Annotated in this window: 22 protein-coding genes; 16 read left to right on the forward strand and 6 right to left on the reverse strand. The window is 70.3% G+C overall.

Annotated elements, in window-relative coordinates:
• Nucleotides 1-27: 27 nt before the first annotated feature.
• Entirely contained in the window at nt 28-1,731 is a 1,704-nt protein-coding gene (locus DEJ51_RS21140; protein ID WP_150258974.1) for a chitinase, read from the reverse strand.
• A gap of 421 nt (nt 1,732-2,152) precedes the next feature.
• Here DEJ51_RS21140 and DEJ51_RS21145 point away from each other — a divergent pair, with 421 nt between their 5' ends.
• From DEJ51_RS21145 to DEJ51_RS21200, 13 genes are all read left to right on the forward strand, one after another.
• On the forward strand, nt 2,153-3,070 hold the full coding sequence (locus tag DEJ51_RS21145) for a hypothetical protein (protein WP_150258975.1): 918 nt from the start codon (nt 2,153-2,155) through the stop codon (nt 3,068-3,070).
• 48 nt (nt 3,071-3,118) lie between these two features.
• Nucleotides 3,119-3,820, forward strand: coding sequence for a Flp pilus assembly protein CpaB (cpaB, locus tag DEJ51_RS21150; protein WP_150258976.1), 702 nt, complete (start codon nt 3,119-3,121; stop codon nt 3,818-3,820).
• Between the two features lie 7 nt (nt 3,821-3,827).
• The gene (locus tag DEJ51_RS21155) at nt 3,828-5,102 is read left to right on the forward strand and encodes a CpaE family protein (protein WP_190620527.1); all 1,275 of its coding nucleotides are present in this window, start codon (nt 3,828-3,830) and stop codon (nt 5,100-5,102) included.
• Nucleotides 5,103-5,105: 3 nt separating this feature from the next.
• Complete coding sequence (locus tag DEJ51_RS34610) at nt 5,106-5,477, forward strand: TadE/TadG family type IV pilus assembly protein (RefSeq protein WP_190620529.1); 372 nt, start codon at nt 5,106-5,108, stop codon at nt 5,475-5,477.
• Between the two features lies 1 nt (nt 5,478).
• Nucleotides 5,479-5,847 (forward strand): TadE/TadG family type IV pilus assembly protein, encoded by a 369-nt coding sequence (locus tag DEJ51_RS21160; RefSeq protein ID WP_150258977.1) that lies wholly within the window; start codon nt 5,479-5,481, stop codon nt 5,845-5,847.
• Nucleotides 5,844-7,187 (forward strand): CpaF family protein, encoded by a 1,344-nt coding sequence (locus DEJ51_RS21165; protein WP_150258978.1) that lies wholly within the window; start codon nt 5,844-5,846, stop codon nt 7,185-7,187. Before DEJ51_RS21160 ends, DEJ51_RS21165 begins: the two co-directional genes overlap by 4 nt.
• Nucleotides 7,184-8,122, forward strand: a complete 939-nt coding sequence (locus tag DEJ51_RS21170; RefSeq protein WP_150258979.1) for a type II secretion system F family protein — start codon at nt 7,184-7,186, stop codon at nt 8,120-8,122. Before DEJ51_RS21165 ends, DEJ51_RS21170 begins: the two co-directional genes overlap by 4 nt.
• A gap of 16 nt (nt 8,123-8,138) precedes the next feature.
• Nucleotides 8,139-9,032 carry a DUF5936 domain-containing protein gene (locus DEJ51_RS21175; protein ID WP_150258980.1) on the forward strand — a complete coding sequence of 298 codons (894 nt, stop codon included), beginning with the start codon at nt 8,139-8,141 and terminating at the stop codon, nt 9,030-9,032.
• A gap of 3 nt (nt 9,033-9,035) precedes the next feature.
• Entirely contained in the window at nt 9,036-9,722 is a 687-nt protein-coding gene (locus tag DEJ51_RS21180) for a response regulator (protein WP_150258981.1), read from the forward strand.
• 110 nt (nt 9,723-9,832) lie between these two features.
• A complete protein-coding gene (locus DEJ51_RS21185; RefSeq protein ID WP_150258982.1) occupies nt 9,833-10,090 on the forward strand; it encodes a hypothetical protein in 258 nt (85 codons plus the stop codon).
• Entirely contained in the window at nt 10,087-10,740 is a 654-nt protein-coding gene (locus DEJ51_RS21190; protein ID WP_223835909.1) for a pilus assembly protein TadG-related protein, read from the forward strand. The genes DEJ51_RS21185 and DEJ51_RS21190 overlap by 4 nt, the downstream gene beginning before the upstream one ends.
• Nucleotides 10,741-10,770: 30 nt before the next feature.
• Nucleotides 10,771-11,361: a hypothetical protein gene (locus DEJ51_RS21195; protein WP_150258984.1), complete on the forward strand. Its 591-nt coding sequence runs from the start codon at nt 10,771-10,773 to the stop codon at nt 11,359-11,361.
• 64 nt (nt 11,362-11,425) lie between these two features.
• Nucleotides 11,426-12,016, forward strand: coding sequence for an OmpA family protein (locus tag DEJ51_RS21200; protein WP_223835910.1), 591 nt, complete (start codon nt 11,426-11,428; stop codon nt 12,014-12,016).
• 43 nt (nt 12,017-12,059) lie between these two features.
• Here the strand turns inward: DEJ51_RS21200 and DEJ51_RS21205 are convergent, their stop codons facing one another.
• The 3 genes from DEJ51_RS21205 to DEJ51_RS21215 all read right to left on the reverse strand — a co-directional run bounded on the left by DEJ51_RS21205 (nt 12,060) and on the right by DEJ51_RS21215 (nt 13,745).
• Entirely contained in the window at nt 12,060-12,317 is a 258-nt protein-coding gene (locus DEJ51_RS21205) for a DUF6221 family protein (protein WP_150258986.1), read from the reverse strand.
• A 328-nt stretch (nt 12,318-12,645) separates the two neighbouring features.
• On the reverse strand, nt 12,646-13,119 hold the full coding sequence (locus DEJ51_RS21210) for a carboxymuconolactone decarboxylase family protein (RefSeq protein ID WP_150258987.1): 474 nt from the start codon (nt 13,117-13,119) through the stop codon (nt 12,646-12,648).
• 95 nt (nt 13,120-13,214) lie between these two features.
• The gene (locus DEJ51_RS21215) at nt 13,215-13,745 is read right to left on the reverse strand and encodes a TetR/AcrR family transcriptional regulator (protein ID WP_150258988.1); all 531 of its coding nucleotides are present in this window, start codon (nt 13,743-13,745) and stop codon (nt 13,215-13,217) included.
• A 105-nt stretch (nt 13,746-13,850) separates the two neighbouring features.
• Here DEJ51_RS21215 and DEJ51_RS21220 point away from each other — a divergent pair, with 105 nt between their 5' ends.
• Nucleotides 13,851-14,261, forward strand: coding sequence for a nuclear transport factor 2 family protein (locus DEJ51_RS21220; RefSeq protein WP_150258990.1), 411 nt, complete (start codon nt 13,851-13,853; stop codon nt 14,259-14,261).
• 102 nt (nt 14,262-14,363) lie between these two features.
• On the opposite strand, the gene DEJ51_RS21225 is transcribed toward DEJ51_RS21220, so the two are convergent.
• Complete coding sequence (locus tag DEJ51_RS21225; RefSeq protein WP_150258991.1) at nt 14,364-14,945, reverse strand: TetR/AcrR family transcriptional regulator; 582 nt, start codon at nt 14,943-14,945, stop codon at nt 14,364-14,366.
• Nucleotides 14,946-15,076: 131 nt separating this feature from the next.
• On the opposite strand from DEJ51_RS21225, the gene DEJ51_RS21230 reads away from it, so the two are divergent.
• Nucleotides 15,077-16,663, forward strand: a complete 1,587-nt coding sequence (locus tag DEJ51_RS21230; RefSeq protein ID WP_150258992.1) for an MDR family MFS transporter — start codon at nt 15,077-15,079, stop codon at nt 16,661-16,663.
• 117 nt (nt 16,664-16,780) lie between these two features.
• Here the strand turns inward: DEJ51_RS21230 and DEJ51_RS21235 are convergent, their stop codons facing one another.
• Complete coding sequence (locus DEJ51_RS21235; RefSeq protein ID WP_223835911.1) at nt 16,781-17,149, reverse strand: hypothetical protein; 369 nt, start codon at nt 17,147-17,149, stop codon at nt 16,781-16,783.
• Nucleotides 17,150-17,428: 279 nt separating this feature from the next.
• On the opposite strand from DEJ51_RS21235, the gene DEJ51_RS21240 reads away from it, so the two are divergent.
• Nucleotides 17,429-18,268 carry a polysaccharide deacetylase family protein gene (locus DEJ51_RS21240; RefSeq protein ID WP_411757394.1) on the forward strand — a complete coding sequence of 280 codons (840 nt, stop codon included), beginning with the start codon at nt 17,429-17,431 and terminating at the stop codon, nt 18,266-18,268.
• Nucleotides 18,269-18,317 lie beyond the last annotated feature (49 nt).

An 18,317-nucleotide genomic window follows, 5' to 3' on the forward strand; every position in this document is an offset into this window, starting at 1 on the left:
GATTCCGGCCACCCCCACACCTACCGCCTACGGGAGCCCGTGGACCTTGGGACCCACCGAGTTCGACCAAGCGCTACCCGCCTTGGCGTCCCAGTTGGTCGACCAGGTCATCGCGCCGCGCAGACCCGGGTAGGTCTTCGACGGCTTGAAGGAGCCGCAGTTCGTCCCCCTGGTCAGGCAGTCCAGGGCGTTGTTCACGATCGTCGGGGACACGTAGCCGCTGCCGGCGCCGCTGGGGGAGGCCGGGACCCCGATGCCCACCTGCGAAGGGTCGAGCCCGCCCTCCAGCTGGATGCAGGCGAGCGCGGTGAGGAAGTCCACCGAACCCTGCGAGTAGACCTTGCCGTCGCAGCCGTTCATCGAGCCGCTGTTGTAGTACTGCATGTTGACGACGGTCAGGATGTCCTTGATGTTCAGTGCCGTCCTGAAGTAGCCGCCCTGCGTGGACTGCATGTCGATCGTCTGCGGGGCCATGGTGATGACGAGCGAGGGGCCGGCCTTGGATGACAGCGCGCGCAGGGCCTGCGTCATGTAGGTGGGGTTCAGGCCGTTCTCCAGGTCGATGTCGATCCCGGTGAACCCGTACTCCTGCATCAGGGCGTACGCGGAGTTCGCGAGGTTGTTCGCGGAGGCCGGGTCGTTCACCGTGATGGTCCCCTTCTCGCCGCCGACGGAGAGGATCACCGACTTGCCGGCCGCCTTCTTCGCGGCGATGTCGGCCTTGAACTGGGCGACCGTGTAGCCGCCGAGGCCGGCCGAGTCGAGGTTGAAGGTGATCGCGCCGGGTGTGGTGGTGGCGTCGGCGAAGGAGACGGCGATGATGTCGTACTGCGCGGACACGTCGGAGATCCTCTGGACCGTCGCGCCGTTGTTGAAGTTCTGCCAGTAGCCGGTCAGGGCGTGCCGGGGGACGCCCGGGCCGGGGCCCGGACCCGGGCCGGTGCCGGTGGTGGTGCCGGTCACCGGGGCGGACTTCGGGCCCTCGCCCGCCGCGTTGTACGCGCTCACCTGGAAGGAGTACGAGGTCGAGGCGGCGAGCCCGGTGATCTGGGCGGAGGCGGCGCCGCCGGTCACGGTCTTCGCGCGGACGCCGTCCTGATACACGTAATAGCCGGTGGCCGAGCCGACCGCGTTCCACGAAAGGGTGAGGGCGTCCGCGCTCTGGCCGGAAACGGCCGCCCCGGCCGGGGCTCCCGGCACCGAGGGGCCGGGGTCGGTCCCGCCTCCGCCGTCCGGGCCGAAGACGCTGAACTCGTCGACGACGTAGGCCGGCTGGCCGTACCAGCCGTGCGTGTAGACGGTGACCTGGTTGGTGGCGGGGCCGGTGGTGAAGGTGGTGGAGAGCTTCTGCCAGCCGGCACCCGAACCGGGCGTCCAGGTGGAGACGTCCTGGGCCCCGGTGCCGGTCGCGCCGAGGTAGACGTAGCTGCCCTGGACCTGCGTGCTCAGCGTGTAGGTCGAGTTCGGCTTGACCGTGACGGTCTGGCTGCAGCGGGCGTTGTCCTGGCCCGCCGGGGTGGCCTTCAGGGCGCCGGATCCGGCGTACACGGGCGAGGAGACGGAGGCGCCGGTTCCGCCGGTGCAGGACCAGTTGGCCAGACCCGCCTCGAAGCCGCTGTTGCGGGCGACGTTCACGTCGGCGGCCTGTGCGGTGCCGGCGGCGAGGGCGGACAGGGCGCCCGCGGTCAGGGTGGCGGCGAGGGGGAGGGCGAGGGAGCGTATGCGGTTCACGTGGGCTCCGGTGGGGGGAGGGAACAGGGGTGTGGGGAGAGTCGGACCGCGTGGGGTGGCTCCGACTCAAGGCGTTGGCTGCCAAGTTGGTCCAGACCAATCCTCGTGTCAAGGGTCTTCGCTATGTGGCTTGAAACAGCCCGCTGTGCGACCCCTGTTGTCCAGGTTTCCGCCCCCTGTGACAGCTGCCGGCGGCACGGGAATCCGCAAGGCCCTGCCCTGCCAGGGGTGACGCGGATATGGTGCTGGGGCAAGGGGGGAGCGGGTCGGTCGGATGCGGTCGCGCGGTGCGGGAGCGGACGCGTGAAGTCCGTACCGGATCCGCGTCGAGTCCGCGTCAGGTCCGTGCCGAGCGCGCGCGGGGCACGTCACGTGCCCGCGACGTACGGGGCGTACGGGGCGTACGTGGGGGAACGGGGGAATGCGCGTGCCGACCGCCATCGCTGTCACCAGCGCCGATCTGGTACTTCCGGCCCCCGACCGGCACACGCCCGGCGCCGCCTTGCTCCACCCGCCCGAGCAGCTCGACCTGGACTCCGCGCTCGCCGAGACGGGAGCCCTGCTGGAGCGGCACGGCCACCTCGTGGCCCTCGTACCGCCGTGGCTCCCGCGCACCACCGTCCAGCGCCTGCACACCGTGCGCGCCATCCTGGAAACCGACCGGATCGCGCTCCTCGGCATCGATCTCCCGCCGCTGGGAACGGCCCTGCTGGCACGTCAGCTGCGCCAGCTCAGCGTCTGCGACTTCAGCCCCGGAGTCATCGCCTCCGCGGCGCGGCTGCTGTCCCACTACATCTACGCGGGCGCCCTGCTGGGCTCGGTCGCCAAACTGGACCGGGTCCGCGTCCCGGTCGGACTCGGCGCGCACGCCAGGTCCTGGTCGCCGAGCGCACAGTTCGCCGTCATGGCCCACCCGAAACCACACCTGGCGAAACTGGGCGGCGGCGGATCCCAGGGCGCCCACGGCCCCCGCGGCGCGGTGCTCCCGGCCGGCCCCGAGTTCGCCACCCACCTCACGTTCGCCCGCGGCCAGCTCACCTCCGACTGGGTCGCCGCCGAACTGGCCCCCGCCTGGCAGGTCCAGGGCGTCCTGGAGAACCCGCTGCCGGCCTCGTCACCCGGCTGGTGGGGCACCCCGAAACTCGTCGAGTTCGCCGCCGGCATCCCCGACCTGTCCGTGCTCTACCAACTGGTCGCCTCGGTCCGCCGGGAGGAGTGCCGCTGGTGCGGCCTCGAACTCATCGGCGACCGCTGCGGCTTCTGCGCGGCACCGCTCACCGCACCGCCACCGCCCGCGTCCGGCTCCGCGAGCGCCAGTACCGCCCGTTCCAGACCCTGATCACTCGAACGCACGAATGAACGAAGAACGGCGAGGTAGGTAAGGCCCATGAACTCACGCCAGCGCCGCGGCGTCATCCTGCTGCTCCTGTCGGTCCTGTGCGCACTGGGGGCCTTCGCCGGAGTCCTCGTGGTGATCGGCGACGTCAACTCCAAGGTCGGCGCCGAGGTCGTCGCGTACCGGGCCAAGAGCGACATAGCCCCGTACAGCCCTTTGGCGGCCGGGCAGTTCGAAGAGGTCAGGATCCCCAGGCGGTGGCTCTCCGACACCGCCGTCACCGACCTCGGCGCACTCAAGGACAAGATCGCCCTCACCACACTGAAGAAGGGCTCGCTGCTCCAGGCGGACATGTTCGTCGACCGGCCGCAGCTGCAGCCCGGTGAGCAGGAGATCGCCATCATGATCGACGCGGCCACGGGCGTCGCCGGGAAGATCACCTCCGGTGCCAAGGTCAACATCCTCGCCACCTTCAAGGGCGCCAAGGACACCGAGCCCTCGCGATCGGTGATCATCGTCGCCAACGCCCGGGTCCTGGGCGTCGGCAAGCTCACCGCCCTGGACAAGGACAGCGACCGCAAGGGCCCCGCCGAGGCCGTGCCGATCACCTTCGCCCTGAGCACCAAGGACACCCAGCGCGTCGCCTACGCCGAGTCCTTCGCGGAGCACGTACGCCTGGCCCTGGTGGCCCCCGGCACCGATTCGGCGCCCGCTGCGGGCGACCGCACGTACACCCTCGACGGGGACAGGTGAGGCCCGGATGACCACCCGAATCCTCCCCGCGGTCGGCGACCCCGACGCCGCGCGCGCCATCGTGACCCTGCTCAGCCAGCTCCCGGCCGCCGAGCCGGCCGCGCCCGTACCCGACGCGACCACGCTCCTGGACACCCTCGCCCGCCTCGCCGCCGACTCCGTCGACGAACTCCCCGAGGTCGTCCTCGTCCACGAGCGGATCGGCCCGGTACCCGCCCTGGAGCTCATCCGGGAGGTCGCCCTGCGCTTCCCGGCGGTGGGCGTCGTCCTGGTCTCCTCGGACGCCGGCCCCGGACTCTTCTCCGCCGCCATGGACTCCGGCGCGCGCGGCCTGATCGGCCTCCCGCTCTCCTACGAGGAACTCGCCGCCCGCGTCCAGGCCGCCGCCCAGTGGTCCGTGGGCGTACGCCGCCACCTGGGCGGGGCCGCCCCCGCCGACGTCTTCACCGGCCCGGGCGGCCGGGTCGTCACCGTCACCGGAGCCAAGGGCGGCGTGGGCGCCACCTTCACCGCCGTGCAGTTCGCGCTGGCCGCGGCCGCCTCCGGGCGGCGTACCGCACTGGTCGACCTGGACCTCCAGGCGGGCGACGTCGGCTCGTACCTCGACGTGCAGTTCCGGCGTTCCGTCGCCGACCTCGCCGGGATCCAGGACATCTCCCCGCGGGTCCTCCAGGACGCCGTCTACGACGACGCCTCGGGCCTCGCGCTGCTCCTCGCCCCGGCGGACGGCGAACGCGGCGAGGAGGTCGACGACTGGGCCGCCCGGCACGTCGTCGGAGCCCTGCGCAACCGCTACGAACTCGTCGTCGTCGACTGCGGCACCCAGGTCACCGGGGCCAACGCCGCGGCCGTGGAGATGGCGGACGTGGCGGTGCTGGTCACCACCCCGGACGTGGTCGCGGTCCGGGCTGCCAAGCGGATGGTCCGGATGTGGGAACGGCTCCAGGTGCGCAAGGCGGAGGACACGGCGATGGTCGTCAACCGCTGGAGCAAGCACACGGAGATCCAGCCCGCCCTGATCGAGAAGATCACCAAGACCCGCGCCACCCGCACCCCGGTCCCGGCCGCCTGGAAGGAACTCCAGGCCGTGGTCGACGCGGGCCGCGTCCAGGACCTCGACAACCGCTCCACGGTCAAACAAGCCCTGTGGACCCTGGCCGGCGAACTCGGCCTCCTGTCACCCCCCGACACCGCGCCGGGCGCCGCCCCGGCCCCGGGCGCCTCGCTCGCGGTCCACGCGACGGGCCCGGTGGCCCGCCTGCGCCGCGGCCGGGAGGGCTGAGGCATGCCCGCCCGCAGACCGGGGCGCGGGGACCGGGGCCAGGTGGCGATCGAGTTCGTGGGCACGGTGCCGCTGATCCTGCTGCTGGTGGCGGCGGTGTGGGAGTGCGTACTGATCGGCTACGCGTTCTCCCTGGCGGGCAACGCGGCGGACGAGGCGGCGCGGGCGGGGGCGGTGCACGGGGATCGCGCCTCCTGCACGGCCGCGGCGAAGGAGCACATCGGGGAGGCGTGGAAGCCCCGGGTGGAGTGCGGGAAGTCGGGAGACGTCTACCAGGCCAGGGTCACCCTCGGGATCCCGGTCTTCTTCCCGGGCCTGAACTTCGGCGAGATCGACGGCACCGGCGGCGCGGCGCTGGAAGAGGAGGCGAAGTGACATGAGGCGACGCATCCGCTCCGACCGGGGCCAAGTGGCCCTCGAATACATCGGCTTCGTCCCCATCCTGCTGTTCGTCGCGCTCTGCGGGATCCAGCTCGGCTGGGTGGCGTACGTCCACGAACAGGCGGACACGGCCGCGCGCACGGCGGCACGGGTGGAGGCCCGGTACCCGGGCCGCGGCGTGGCGGCGGGCGTGGCGGCCGTCAGGGAAGGCCTCGGAGCCGACGTCCAGGTGAGCGCGACGGACGACGCCGTCACCGCGGTCGCCACCATAAAGGTCAACTCGATCATTCCCGGACTCGACCCGGACGACGCCGTGGCCACGGCCGTCATGCCCAACGACGACCCGAAGGTGACCGGACCATGAGCCTGCGTTCCCGGGTCAACACCCCCGACGACCGCCACAGCCCGCGCGAGGACGGCCGGCTGGTCTCCTCCTACCGCGCCAAGCTGCTGGAGGAGATCGACCTCGCCGAGATGTCCGCGCTCGCGCCCGCCGAGCGCCGGGCGCGCCTGGAACGCGTACTCGGCCACATCATCAGCCGCGAAGGGCCCGTCCTCTCCACCGCCGAGCGCGCCCAGCTGATCCGCCGCGTCGTCGACGAGGCCCTCGGACTCGGCGTGCTCGAACCGCTCCTCGAAGACGCCTCGATCTCCGAGATCATGGTCAACGGCCCCGACCACATCTACGTGGAGCGCGCCGGCCGGGTCGAACAGCTCCCCATCCGCTTCGCCTCGCACGAGCAGCTGATGCAGACCATCGAGCGCATCGTCTCCACCGTCAACCGGCGTGTGGACGAGGCCAATCCGATGGTCGACGCACGCCTCCCGAGCGGCGAGCGCGTCAACGTCATCATCCCGCCGCTCTCCCTCACCGGCGCCACCCTCACCATCCGCCGCTTCCCGCGGGCCTTCACCCTGCACGAGATGATCGCCCTCGGCTCGCTCGACGAGCAGATGCTGCTCCTGCTCTCCGGCCTGGTCGCGGCGAAGATGAACGTGATCGTCTCCGGGGCCACCGGTACCGGCAAGACCACCCTGCTGAACGCCCTCTCCGGCCTGATCCCGGAGGGCGAACGCATCATCACCATCGAGGACTCGGCCGAACTCCAGCTCCAGCAGGCCCACGTCATCCGCCTCGAATCCCGCCCGGCGAACGTGGAGGGCAAGGGCCAGATCACCATCCGCGACCTCGTACGCAACTCCCTGCGCATGCGCCCCGACCGCATCATCGTCGGCGAGGTCCGGGGCGGTGAAACCCTCGACATGCTCCAGGCGATGTCCACCGGTCACGACGGCTCCCTGGCCACCGTCCACGCCAACAGCTCCTCGGACGCGCTGATGCGTCTGCAGACCCTCGCCTCCATGTCGGAGGTCGACGTCCCCTTCGAGGCCCTCCAGGACCAGATCAACAGTGCGGTCAACGTCATCGTCCAGCTGACCCGCTTCGGCGACGGCTCGCGCCGCATCACCGAGATCTCCGTCCTGGAATCGCACGGCCGCGAGCCCTTCCGGATCACCACGGTGTGCCGCTTCGGTGCCCAGCCGATGGGGGCGGACGGCCGCGTCCACGGCTACTTCGAGTACTACCCGCTGCCGCGCCGGATCGCCGAGCGCCTCTACATGAACAACCAGCCCATCCCGCAGGCCTTCGGCGTCGCGCCGGAAGACCCCCTGACCGCCCGCATCACCCGGACCGCCCTGTGAACCCACTGATCCTCACCACCCTCGGCGTCACCCTGCTGGCCTGCGTACTCTTCGTCGCCGGCCTCCAGGCGTACCTGGCCGGCCGTGCCCAGCGCGCCGCGCTCATCGAACGCCTCTCGGCGAGCGGTGCCCCGGAGCCCGCCGGCCGCCGCCGCCGCTTCCGGACGGTCGACCGGCGGCTGCGCACGACGACGCTCGGGCGCCGGATCGAACTCAAGCTCGCGACCACCGGCCTGGACCTCACACCCGGCGAGTTCTTCGTCTACATGCTGGGTTCGATCGCGGGGGTCTGGCTCGTCGCCTCCTCCCTCCTCGCCCCGTTCTTCGGACCGGTGGCCGGAGCGATCGGCGTCTGGGCGGCGAACGCCTTCCTCAACTGGCAGCGGGCCCGCCGCACGGAACGGTTCATCAACCAGCTCCCGGACCTGGCCCGCATCCTCGCCAACGCCACCCAGGCAGGACTGGCCCTCCGTACGGCCATCGGCATCGCCGCCGAGGAGCTGGAGGCACCCGCCGGCGAGGAGCTGGCGCGCGTCGCCGACCGCCTCGCCGTCGGCCACTCGATCGACGACTCCCTCGGCGAACTCGCCGAGCGGCTGCCGTCCCGGGAACTGGTCGTCCTCGTCTCCACGCTCGTCCTGTCGGCCCGGGCGGGCGGCGCGATCGTGGACAGCCTGCGCAACCTCACGGTGACGCTGGAACAGCGCAAGGAGACCCGCCGGGAGATCCGTACCCAGCTGTCCCAGGTGACGGTCACGGCGTACCTGGTCCCCGCCATCGGACTCGGGTCCCTGCTGCTGGTCGACATGATGATGCCGGGAGCCCTGGACCGGATGACGGGCGCCTTCCTCGGCCAGACGGCCGTCCTCGTCGCCCTCGGCCTCTTCGCCCTGGGGTTCTTCCTCATCCGCCGCCTGTCGAAGATCGACGTGTGAGGGGGCGGACGGGACGATGACCGCGATCCTTCTCGCACTGGCCGTGGCCCTGTCGGTCCTCGGCGCGTTCCACGGCATCCGCCTCTACCGCGCGGACGTGAAGCTGCCCACGGACCTCGCCCTCGCCCTGGAGGTCGGAGCAACCCGCACGACGGCGGTCGGCTCCCTGGTGGACCGGATGGGCATCCGCTGGGCCCCGGCGGTGCTGCGCCTGATGGGGCCGGCGCGGGTGGCCCGCAAGCGCCGCCAGATCGACATGGCGGGCAACCCGGCCGGTCTGACGATCGACCGCTACGCGGCCCGGCGGGCGGTGTACGGGGCCCTGGGCGCCCTCGGCGCCTTCTCGATGCTGATCAACGGTCAGCTGGTCGCCGCACTGCTGATGGTGGCCTTCGGCCTGTTCTGGATCGAGGCCGGCCTCTGGTCGGCGATCCGGGTACGCCGCGACCACATCGAACGGACCCTGCCGGACTTCCTGGACGTGCTCGCGGTCGTCGTCAGCGCCGGGCTGGGCTTCCGGCAGGCGCTGGAGCGGGTGGCGGACAAGTACGAGGGCCCCTGGGCCGACGAAATCCGCATCACACTGCAGCAGATGAACATGGGCGTGAGCCGCCGTCAGGCCTTCGACGCGCTGCGCCGCCGCAACGACAGCGAGCAGGTCGCCCAGTTCGTGACGGCCCTGCAGCAGGGGGAGGAGCTCGGCTCGCCGATCGTCGAGACGCTGATCGCGATCGCCGAGGACATGCGCCGCACGGACGCCCAGAACGCCCGCAGGCGTGCGGCCCGGGCCGTCCCCAAGGCGACGTTCGCCGTGACCATGTTCATGCTGCCCGGCACCCTGATCCTGCTCGTCTGCGGTTTCGTGTACGGCGCGAACGTCGACTTCGACGCGCTGTTCGGGGGTGGGTGAACCATGGCCCGGCTGAGCGTGCTCATCGCGGACGGCAACCCGGTCATCCGGGCGGGCCTGGCGGCCATCCTGAGCACGGCCGAGGACCTCGACGTCATCGCCCAGGCGGCGGACGGCCGCGAAGCCCTGAGCCTGACCCGCCGGCACGCCCCGGACGTGATCCTGCTGGACGTCCGGATGCCGGGGGTGGACGGCATCTCGGCACTGCCGCACCTGGTGCAGCTGGCCCCCGTACTGATGCTGACGTACAGCAGGGAAGCCGAAATCGTCTGCGAGGCCCTGCTGCTGGGTGCCGGGGGCTACCTCGTGCACGGCGAGTTCACGACGGACGAGCTGCTCAGGGCGGTACGCGACGCCCCGCTGGGCCGCCCCCACTTCACCCCGACGGCGTCGAGCGCACTGCTCGCGGAACTCCGAGCCTCTTCGCATCCGCAACGAGCTGTGGCACAGTCTTCTGAGCGGATGCACAACTCTGTTGTCTTCGGGCTGAGTTCCCGGGAGGTGGAGATCATGGATCTGATCGCGTCCGGGATGAGCAACCAGCAGATCGCAGCCGCCTGCTTCATCAGCGAGAAGACGGTCAAGAACCACATCAACCGCATCTTCGCGAAGCTCCGGAGCGCCACGCGCAGCGAGGCGATAGCCCGCTGGCTGGGAACCGCCCGTCCAGGAGTGACCGGTCATGGGTAGACAGAGTGCGCAGTGGGTCCGTAATTGGGCCCCGGGACCCTTGGTGACGACTGGTGACTCGCCGTACCGTCCGCAGATCGACACCGGTACCGGCCCGGGAGGGAACCCCCATGTCACAGAACCCGCTGCTGAAGGCCGCCGTGGAGGCACGGATCAGGGTGAACGGCTGGACGGACACGGCCGTGACGAGGCTCCGCAAGCGCCACGCGAACCCCGACCGCGGCCAGACCGCATTCGAATACCTGGGCATCATCCTGGTGGTCGTGGTGATCATCGGCGCGATCGTCGGTACGGGTATCGGTACGGCGATCACGGACCGGATCGCGGCAGCGGTCCAAGCTGTCACGGCTGGGGGCGGAGGGAAGTGACCTCAGGTCGCCGCAGCGACCGAGGGCAGGCTTTTCCCATTTACATGGTGGCGATCGCGGGTCTGCTGTTTGCGGCGCTCGCGTTTTTCGTCGTCGGTCGAGCCGCCATTACCCGAAGTGACGCTCAGGGTGCTGCGGATGCTGCGGCCCTGGCGGCTGGCCGGGAATCCAGAGATGCCGTGCTGGACAATCTCGACCTTGCCGCACTGACGCCTGCGGACTGGGAGAAGATCGTCGATGGGGGACTCTTGCGACGCGACAAAGCCTGTGTGGCTGCAGAGGCGTTCGCGGCGAAGAACGAGGGGAGGGTAACGCTGTGCGATCCCGCATCTCCACGGTTCACCATCTCCGTGGAGACGAATGCGACTGTCGGTGACTCCGTAGTTCCCGATACGGGCAGTCGGCATGGAACGGCCACGGCTACCGCTTTGGTGCAGCCGAAGTGCTCCCTGGCCGCGGCCCCGTCCCCGGCCCCCACTCCGAGCCCCAGTCCCACAGCGCCGGCTGAGAGTGCCTCGCCGGCTCCTCTGCCTTCGCCATCGATGGTGGCTTTCTCTTGCGGCGGAGAGCTGGTCAAGCTCGACCCGCTGAAGCCGGGATCGCTGGATGCACTGACCCGAAGGCTGTTCAGCGTGCGACTCGTCGGCTGACAGGAACGAGAGACAAGGAAGATTTGATAGATGAGCATTCGGCGCATGGCGAGGGTCCGTGGGGGAATGGCTGTTGCAGGGGCGGCGGCGGTCATGGCCCTCACGCTGGCCGGGTGCGGTGGAGACGGCGCCAAGGACCCGAAGGCCGACGGCAAGGCATCAGCTGCACAGTCGCAGGGCGGCAGCTCGAACAAGTCGGCCGCCGGGGAGAGCCCAAGCCCTAAGCCGACCGAGGTACTCGCTACGGCGAACGGCGATCCCGGCATTGTGCTCACGATCAACTCTGCCGTGCGTGATCCCGGTGGCTTCGTCACCGTCAGCGGAGAGATCAAGAACGGGGGAAGCGGGGTCTTCACGAAGATCACGGCCTGGCGCGGTGACGAGAAGAGTGCCAGCGGTGCGTCTGTTGCGGGCGCGACCCTGATCGACAAGATCGGCAAGAAGCGATACTACGTGCTTCGGGACAGTGAGAATTGCCTCTGCACGACAGGCATCACCCGAATCGATCCCGGCACGGCAATCCCGTTCTTCGTGCAGTTCCCCGCACCACCTGCCAGTTCCACCGAGGTCGACTTCACGCTTCCCACCTTCGCCACGGCAACTATCAGGATTTCTGGGTGAAGCCATGATTGCAGTGACCCATCGTCATCGTGTAGCCGCTGCGACTGCTGTCGTCGGCCTCGTCATGGCCAGCGCCAACCTCATCGCCGCGAGCACTGCGCAAGCCGATGACGTCAAGCCGTCGGTACCCCCCGGCACGGAGCCCTCCGCCTCCGCCCCCGTCCCCATCGACTCCAACGCCCCCGGCCTGAAGATTCCTCAGGGCGGCACTCTCGCACCGATCAAGGTGCTGGACATCGCCGAGGTCGTCGAAGACCTCGGTGGGGAGCAGAGGCGGCAGGAGACCAATCAGACCGTCATGATGGCGCTGCAGTCCGAGGTGTTGTTCCCGGAGAACAGTGCCGTGTTCAACGCGCAGGCCGCTGCCCGGATCCAAGCCATCGCACAGGAGATCAACCAGCAGAAGGCCACCCGTATCCGCGTCTTCGGGTTCACTGACGACCAGGGCAGCTACGAGCACGGCAAGGAGCTGTCCAAGCAGCGCGCCGACGCCGTGCAGGCCGAGCTGTCCAAGACCGTCACCAATCCGAGTGTCGTCTTCGACGTCCGCGGCTACAGCGAGGACTATCCGATCGCCGACAACAGCACCGAGGAGGGCCGCAAGAAGAACCGCCGCGTCGAGATCACCTTCCCCCGTGGGGCAGGCAACGACTAGACGGCTGGCGGCTCGCCCGGGGGACTGTCTCTTCGAACGGACTTCAAGGACGCCACTCCTCGCGGTAATCCGGGTGCTCCGCATGGGACTGCGCGAGTACGCGGAGCGCGTAGGTGAGGCCGGCGAAGCGCGGGTCTGCGGAGTCCATGGCCTCGCAGTCCTGCGCAAGCAGATCGATCAGGTCGAGCATCGGCAGGTGACTGTCGAGGAGGGCCTCACCACCGAAGCGACAGGACACCTCGGCGTAGGCGTGGTTGTCCGCCTCGTACCGGGCGTGAATGAACTTCAGAAGGTCGTCCATAGGGTGATCCTCACGCACTGATGCCGCAGTCGGAAGCCGCAGCGGGCAGAGTGTCGAGCGGGCCTTCGCCCGCATGAAGAGCTACCTCGCCCTCGCGCGGTGAGCCGGCAGGTCAAGTGACCGGGCTGGTCTGCCCGAGGGCTGCGGCGAAGGCCGCCGCGGCGCCGACGAGGCCCAGGCAGATCAGCGAAGCCGGGTTCGCGGAGATCGGGCGGGCGAGCGGGCCGCGGTGTTCAGGGGGTCCGGGGGCTTGTCGTGAGGGGCCCTGCCTGGAACCGCACGGGGCCGGCCCCTCCCCTGTGGGGGCCGGGCCCGTGGCTGCGTCTGGTCAGCCGAACTGGCCCGGCTGGTAGTCACCCGCCGGCTGCTGGACGATCACGTTCATCCGGTTGTACGCGTTGATCAGCGCGATCAGGGTCACCAGCGCGGCCAGCTGGTCCTCGTCGTAGTACTTGGCGGCGTCGGCCCACGCCTCGTCCGTGACGCCCCCGGCGGCGTCGGCGATGCGCGTGCCCTGCTCGGTCAGTTCCAGGGCCGCCCGCTCGGCGTCGGTGAACACCTTCGCCTCGCGCCAGGCCGCGACCAGGTTGAGCCGTACCGGGTCCTCCCCGGCGTGCGAGGCGTCCTTGAAGTGCATGTCGGTGCAGAACCCGCAGCCGTTGATCTGGCTGGCCCGGAGTTTCACCAGCTCCTGCGTGGCGTGCGGCAGGGTCGAGTCCGAGATGACCTTGCCGGCGGAGTTGATGTACCGGGCGAACTTGGTCGCGACCGCGTTGCCGTAGAAGTTGAGACGCGCTTCCATCGTGATCTCCTTGCCGTGCCGACGGTTACACAGCTCTGACGGAATGCGCGGCCCGGATGTGACAGCTCGACGGGGGTGGGCGGGAGTGACCTGCGTCACTGTCGCGGCAGGAGGAGTTCCGCGATGTCCCGGGCCCGGTGGGCCGGCTCCGGGCCGGGGGTGAGGGTCGCCACCGCCGTCGCCCCCTCGGTCAGGATCAGGAGCCGGTCGGCGAGGGCGGCGTCGCCGGTCAGGCCGGCCAGCAGGGCGTGGAGTTCCGCCTTGTGGACGCGGACGATCTCCGGGGCCGCGGCGCCCAGTTCCCCGTACGCGTTCAGGAACGCGCAGCCGCGGAAGTCGGGCTCGGTGAACCAGTCCGCCAGCCAGTCGAAGACCGCGAGCACCCGCGCCCGCGGCTCCGCCGGGGCGTGCGCCGCCACCCGCAGGGAGTCGAGCCATCGCCGGTCGCGGCGCTCCAGGTAGGCCGTGACCAGGGACTCCTTCGCCGGGAAGAGGCGGTAGAGGCGCTTGAGCGGGACCCCGGAGGCGGTGCGGACGCGGTCCATGCCGACGGCCTGGATGCCGTGCCGGTAGTACAGCTCCTCCGCCGCGTCCAGCAGGCGGGTCCGTGCCTCTTCATCGTCCATGAGGGCAGGGTAGCCCGTTTCCCCTTGCGGTGAGAACGCTCGTTCTCGTAGCGTGGGCGATGGGGAGAACGACCGTTCTCCCTCCATTTCCCTTTGGAGGATGCCGTGACACGTCCGCCCCTGCCGCCCTTCACCGAAGAGTCCGCGCGCGCCAAGGTCCAGGCCGCCGAGGACGCCTGGAACAGTTGCGATCCCGAGCGCGTCGCCCTCGCGTACACGGAGGACTCGGTCTGGCGCAACCGCGACCGCTTCCTCACCGGCCGCGCCGAGATCCGGGCGTTCCTCGCCGACAAGTGGGAGCGCGAGCTCGACTACCGGCTCCGCAAGGAGCTGTGGGCGTTCACCGGCAACCGCATCTCCGTCCGCTTCGAGTGCGAGTGGCACGACGTCGCCGGCCAGTGGTGGCGCAGCCACGGGAACGAGCAGTGGGAGTTCGACGGTGACGGCCTGATGCGCCGTCGGGAGGCCAGCATCAACGACGTCCCGATCGCCGCCGAGGACCGCCGCATCGTCTGACCCCGGCCCCGCACCGTCCGGCCCTGCATCGTCCGGCCCCGGCGGAGGCCCCGGCCCCGCCCCGGCTCCCGGTCCGCCCCGACCCCCAGGTGTGGCCCCGGGCTACACCTGGGGGTGGTGGGCCTGGGTGATGAGGTCCGTGGCCACCTTCAGGGCGGCCAGGCGGGTCTCCTCCGGGTCGCCCTCCACGTGCTGGAGGAACATCATCCCGGCGTGCAGCGTGAACAGCGCGCTGACGCAGCGGACCTGGTCCTCCAGCGGGCCGTCCTGCGTGCGGAGCAGTTCCACCAGGGTGAAGAGCCGCTTCTTCACCGTCTGCCCGATGGGGAGTTCGCGCGTCGTCGCCTGGTTCTCCTGCATGAAGCGGTACAGCACGGCGCCTCCCGCCATCGCCTCGCTGTAGCGGCGCAGCACCTCGCGCTTGGTCTCCAGCGTGCGCGGCTGGCCCTCCGCCCACGTGATCAGCTCGTCGATGGGCCGGGTCAGGTCCTCGAAGATGCTGATGATGATGTCTTCCTTGGTCTTGAAGTGGTAGTACAGCGCCGCCTTCGTGACCTCCAGCCGCTCCGCGATCTCGCGCAGCGACGTCTTCTCGTACCCCTGCTCGGCGAAGAGCTCCAGTGCGACGTCCTGGATGCGCTGGCGCGTGTCGCCACGGCGCCGCTGCGGACTGCTGCTGGACATGGCTCTCCCCAATTACTTACTTGACGCCCGGCTAGTTGCGGGTCTAACGTCCCCAGTGTAGTGAACTAGCCGGGCGGCAAGTAAGTGCCGGTGCGGGACGTAGTGCGAGCGGTAGGGCCAGGGGAGTGGACATGGTGGACAAAGTCAAGCCTGCGGGGACTCCGGAGGAGGTGAAGCCGCGCAGCGTACGGGTCGTCCTCATGGCGCTCATGATCGCGATGCTGCTGGCCATGCTCGACAACATGATCATCGGTACCGCGATGCCGACGATCGTGGGCGAGCTCGGCGGCCTGGAGCACCTGTCCTGGGTGGTCACCGCGTACACGCTGGCCACGGCGGCCTCCACCCCCATCTGGGGCAAGATCGGCGACATGTACGGGCGGAAGGGCTCCTTCCTCACCTCGATCGTCATCTTCCTCATCGGCTCCGCGCTCAGCGGCATGGCCCAGGACATGGGCCAGCTGATCGGCTTCCGTGCCATCCAGGGCCTCGGTGCCGGCGGTCTGATGGTCGGCGTCATGGCGATCATCGGCGACCTGATCCCGCCCCGTGAGCGCGGCAAGTACCAGGGCATGATGGCCGGCGTGATGGCCCTCGCCATGATCGGCGGCCCGCTGGTCGGCGGCACCATCACCGACCACATGGGCTGGCGCTGGTCCTTCTACATCAACCTGCCGCTCGGCGCCGTCGCGCTGGCCATGGTCACGGCCGTGCTGCACCTGCCGAAGAAGCGGGCGCAGGGCAAGATCGACTACCTCGGCGCCGCGCTGCTGACCCTCGCCATCACCTCCACCGTCCTCGTGACGACCTGGGGTGGCAACACGTACGCGTGGAGCTCCGCCGAGATCCTCGGCCTCATCGCCGTCGGCGTCCTGTCGACCGCCGCGTTCCTCTACGCGGAGACCAAGGCCGCCGAGCCGGTCATGCCGCTGCACATCTTCCGCAGCCGCAACTTCACCCTGATGTCGGTGATCGGCTTCCTCGTCGGCTTCGCGATGTTCGGCGGCGTGCTCTACCTCCCGCTGTTCCAGCAGTCGGTGCAGGGCGCCTCCGCCACCAACTCGGGTCTGCTGCTCCTGCCCATGCTGCTCTCGATGATGGTCGTCTCGCTGATCGCGGGCCGTGTCACCACCAGCAGCGGCAAGTACAAGATGTTCCCGATCGCCGGCGGCGCGCTCATGGTCGTCGGGATGTTCCTGCTCGCGACCATGGACACCGGCACCACCCGCCTCGTGTCGGGCCTCTACATGGCCGTCCTCGGCGCCGGTCTCGGCTTCCTGATGCAGATCACCATGCTCGTCGCGCAGAACAGCGTCGACATGAAGGACATGGGCGTCGCCTCCTCGTCGGCGACCCTCTTCCGCACGCTCGGCGGCTCCTTCGGCGTGGCCCTGATGGGCTCCCTCTTCACCGCCAGGGTCACGGACACCATGACCGAGCGCCTGGGCCCGGAGGCCGCCAAGGCCTCGGGCTCCGCCCAGCTGGACGCCGCGAGCCTGGCCAAGCTGCCCGAGGCCGTACGCGACGCCTACCAGCACGCGGTGGCCGCCGGTACGCACTCCGCGTTCCTGCTCGGCGCGGCCATCGCCGTACTGGGCTTCGCAGCGGCCTGGTTCGTCAAGGAGGTCCCCCTCCGCGGCGCGGGCCCGGCCGCCCCGGCCGGCACCGCGGACAGCGGCAAGGCGGCCCCGGCCGCGCAGGAGTCGCTCGCGCACTGACCGGGTCCGCCCCGGCACCGGCACCGGAACGAGCGCCGGCACCGGCATCAGCGCCGCCAGGGAGGCGGCACCCCCGGGATCACCGGGGGTGCCGCCTCCCTGCATGTCCGCGTACCGCTACCTGGGGTCGTCCGTCTCCCAGGGGTGTACGAAGGCGCCGGGGCGCAGGCCCCAGGCGGCGACCGCGGTGAGCAGGTCGGCCTCGTCCGCCGCGTCCGCGGACGCGACCAGGACCGCCCCGACGTCGTAGTCGAAGCCGTCGAGGCGATGGCCGTCGTACTCCCGGTGCTCCAGACGGAAACACCGGCCCGCGTCGCCGCGTACCCAGCCCTCGTCCCGGGCGATGTGGTCGGCCCGGCTCAGGGCGGGGCGGACGTCCACGAACGCGCGCCGGTCCGGGCGGGACGCCGGGACTTCCGTCACCAGTCTGCGGCCCAGGCGGAGTGCGGTCAGCTTGTCCACCGGCCAGTCGGGTTCGTCCTGCATGCAGCCCATTCTGCTCCGGCCCGTCGCCCGCAGAACACCGAACCACCCTGTTCAGCACGGGACTTGGGGCGGTATCGGGTCGCGCCCGGAGGGTGGCCCGTTTCGGACGTGTGCGCGTGGGCAGGTACTCAACTCCATGAAGGACTAAAGTCCCATCGGTCCCAACAGTCCCATAACAGTGAATTTATGGGGTATTTGGCTGGAACTCCTCACCCACGGCGAACGTCCTGATCCACAGAACGCTCACACAGCGGATGGGGAGGACAGGGCATGAGTTTCCTGGCGCGCGCGAACAACAAGGGCGTCCGAGCCGGTGCCGCCGTCGTGGCCTCGGCCGTCGCCGTGGCGGCGACCGTGTGGGGCGTGGCGGCCCTGGTCGGACCGGACGGGACCGCCTCCTCACAGACCGCCCGGCCGGGCGCCGGCGGCGGCTCCGGCCGGGGGGACGACGGCCAGCCCGGAGAGCAGCGGCAGGGGATACCCGAGGACATAGCCCACGCGTCGGAGAACGGCGCCGACGCCGTCAACATCACCATCGATGACGGCCCCGACCCCCGCTGGACCCCGAGGGTGCTGGAAGTGCTCCGGCGGCACGACGTCAGGGCGACCTTCTGCATGGTCGGGCCGCAGGCCAAGGCACACCCCGACCTGGTGAAGAAGGTGGTCGCAGACGGGCACCGGCTCTGCGACCACACCATGAACCACGACACGGCCATGGACAAGAAGCCCGTCGCCTACCAGGAAGCGCAGATCCTGGAGGCGAAGAAGCTGATCGAGGAAGCCGCGGGCGGCGGCGCGAAGGTCGAGTACTACCGTGCCCCCGGTGGCGCGTTCACCCCCGACAGCCGGCGCATCGCCGCGGCGCACGGCATGCGGCCGCTCGGCTGGAACGTCGACACCAAGGACTTCGACAAGCCGGGCGCGGCCGCCATCGTGAGCGCCGTCAAGCGCGAGATCGGCAACGGACCGACGGTGCTCTTCCACGACGGCGGCGGCAACCGCGCCCAGACGGTCGACGCCCTCGACCAGGTGCTGGCCTGGCTGCGGGAGCAGGGCCGCCCCACCGGCTTCCCCGTCCGCACCGCCCCCGATGCCGCGCCCGCCCCGGACGCGCCCTGAGGGGCCCCGCCGCGCCCTGACACGCCGTCCGCCGGGCGAACGGGTGACG

This window comes from Streptomyces venezuelae (assembly GCF_008642275.1).
Classification (GTDB): Bacteria; Actinomycetota; Actinomycetes; order Streptomycetales; family Streptomycetaceae; genus Streptomyces; species Streptomyces venezuelae_E.